Source organism: Bradyrhizobium sp., from assembly GCF_019244115.1.
Classification (GTDB): Bacteria; Pseudomonadota; Alphaproteobacteria; order Rhizobiales; family Xanthobacteraceae; genus Bradyrhizobium.
Genome location: NZ_JAFATE010000208.1, coordinates 1 through 2,391 on the forward strand (window position 1 = coordinate 1; position 2,391 = coordinate 2,391).

The window sequence follows — 2,391 nt, forward strand, 5'->3', positions numbered from 1 at the left end:
GCCGGCGCCGGCCAGCGCCGCAGCTAGACCCAGCAGTTCTCGGCGACGCATGCCCATTCATCCCGACAATTGACGTGTAGATTGCTACCGTCATTCCGGCGCGATGCGTAGCATCGAACCCGGAATCTCGAGATTCTCAGTTGCGCAATTGCGCACCATAGTTCGCGCTTACGCGCGCCCCGGAATGACGCTGCGCGTCACTTCTTCGCCGCCGCAGCGCGTTCCACGAAGGTCTTGCCGCCCTTCATCTTGTGATGCAGCGGGGCTTCGTTGATCTGGATCACCACCGCATCGGCATCGACGCCGAGATTCTTCACCAGCGCCTGGGTGATGTCGCGCATCATGCCGGCCTTCTGCTCGTCGGTGCGGCCAACGGCCATGTTCACGGTAATCTCAGGCATCGTTCTCTCCCCTTTAGCCTTCCATAAGGCTGCTGTGCGACAAGCCGCAGGCAAAGCATCTTGCACTGATGTCATCATCCGCGAAAGCGGATGATCCAGTACGCCGCGGCGGCTCAGTTCTGCAGAAACGTTGGGGGTTACTGGTTGCCCGCTGGAGCCTGTCGTCGGGCTCGCCGAAGGCGAGACCCGATGGCGGGCATGACAGCTTACAGCGTTCTATCCCCAACTCACGTCATGGCGCGCGAGGATCTCGCGCACGCGATCGACAATCTCGCGTTCCGGGCAGGAGAACTGCGCCGGGCGGCTCTCACGCCATTCCTGGTTCGAGGCGATCGTGGCGGCGGCCTTCGCGCCCTCGATCAGATCCTTGATCTGCACCTCGCCGCGCGCCTTCTCGTCGCTGCCCTGGATAATGACGCAGGGCGAGTTGCGGCGATCGGCATATTTGAGCTGGTTGCCCATGTTCTTGGGATTACCGAGGTAGAGCTCGGCGCGAATGTTCGCGTTGCGCAATCGCGCAACGAATTTCTGGTAGTCGGCGACGCGGTCGCGATCGAACACGGTGACGACGACCGGCCCGAACTCGGGGCGCGTGTCGAGCTTGCCGAGCAGGGTGAGCGCGGCCTGCAGCCGCGACACGCCGATCGAAAATCCGGTCGCCGGCACCACCTCGCCGCGGAAGCGCGAGACGAGGCCATCATAGCGCCCGCCGCCGCCAACCGAGCCGAAGCGCACCGGCCGCCCCTTTTCGTCCTTGGTGTCGAGCAGCAGTTCGACCTCATAGACCGGGCCAGTGTAATATTCGAGACCGCGCACGACAGATGGGTCGACGATGATCTGGTCCTGATAGCCGGCTGCGTCGACCAGGCGCGCGATCTCGACCAGTTCGTCGACCCCATCCATCGCAAGTTTGGAATCCTGGAACGTGGCGCGAAGCCCATCGGCGATCTTCAGCGCGGTGAAATATTCATTCTCTTTCCGGTCGGGATCGTCGACGACACGTGCCAGCACCTCGCGGCTTCCGCCGTAGGCTACGACCGGCGCTTTCACGCTGGCGCGCGCATTGACAAAGGCTTCGATCTTGGCGATCTGAGTGGCCTCCAGGGCGGCGCCCTTGGTGAAGTCACCGCTCTCGTCCTTGCGTCCTGGGCCCAACAGTTCGCGCACGCCCTGCTCGCCCAATCGGTCAAGCTTATCGATCGCGCGCAGCACCGTCAGCCTGCGGCCCCCATTCTCGTCACCACCGAGCCCGATCGATTCCATCGCACCGTCGAGCACTTTTCGGTTGTTCACCTTCACCACGTAGGAGCCGCGGGGGATGCCGAGCGCTTCCATTGTGTCGGCGGCCATCATGCACATCTCGGCATCGGCGGCTGCGCTCGATTGCCCCGATGGCGCGGTGCCGATGGTGTCGGCATCGAACTGCATGAACTGACGGAAGCGGCCGGGTCCCGGCTTCTCGTTCCGATAGACATAGCCGAAGCGGTAGCTGCGGTAAGGCAGAACGATATTTTCCGTGCCGTACCGCTCCGCGACGTACCGCGCGAGCGGCGCGGTAAGGTCGTAGCGCAGTGAGATCCACTGCTCGTCATCGTCCTGAAACGAGAACACGCCCTCATTGGGCCGGTCCTGGTCGGGCAGGAATTTTCCCAGCGCATCGGTGTATTCGAACGCCGGCGTCTCCACCGGCTCAAAGCCGTAGCGCTCATAGACGGCGCGGATCTTGTCGGTCATCGCGCGCGTGGCGTTGATCGCGGCCGGGCCACGATCTTCCAGCCCGCGCGGCAGCCGCGCCTTCAGCTTTTGCGGTTTCTTGGGTTTGTCAGCCATGAAGCGCGTTGCTAGCAGCAAATTGTAGGGTGGGCAAAGGCGCGTTCTTCGCGCCGTGCCCACCGAATTTGCGGCACCAATGGTGGGCTCGCCTTCGCTTAGCCCACCCGACATGCAGGCGGCAAGTACGCCGTTGCCGCCTGGAACCGGCGGACCAATT

Annotated in this window: 2 protein-coding genes; both read right to left on the reverse strand. The window is 63.3% G+C overall.

Features of this window, described 5'->3' with window-relative positions; all coding sequences use genetic code 11:
- Nucleotides 1–197: 197 nt before the first annotated feature.
- Complete coding sequence (locus JOZ76_RS09205) at nt 198–401, reverse strand: tautomerase family protein (protein WP_291698314.1); 204 nt, start codon at nt 399–401, stop codon at nt 198–200.
- 216 nt (nt 402–617) lie between these two features.
- Nucleotides 618–2,231, reverse strand: coding sequence for a histidine--tRNA ligase (hisS, locus tag JOZ76_RS09210; RefSeq protein ID WP_291698315.1), 1,614 nt, complete (start codon nt 2,229–2,231; stop codon nt 618–620).
- Nucleotides 2,232–2,391 lie beyond the last annotated feature (160 nt).

Excerpts from the sequence above, each read along its gene's own strand:
- JOZ76_RS09205 (WP_291698314.1), bottom strand. The coding sequence starts at position 401 with ATGCCTGAGATTACCGTGAACATGGCCGTTGGCCGCACCGACGAGCAG.
- hisS (WP_291698315.1), bottom strand. The coding sequence starts at position 2,231 with ATGGCTGACAAACCCAAGAAACCGCAAAAGCTGAAGGCGCGGCTGCCG.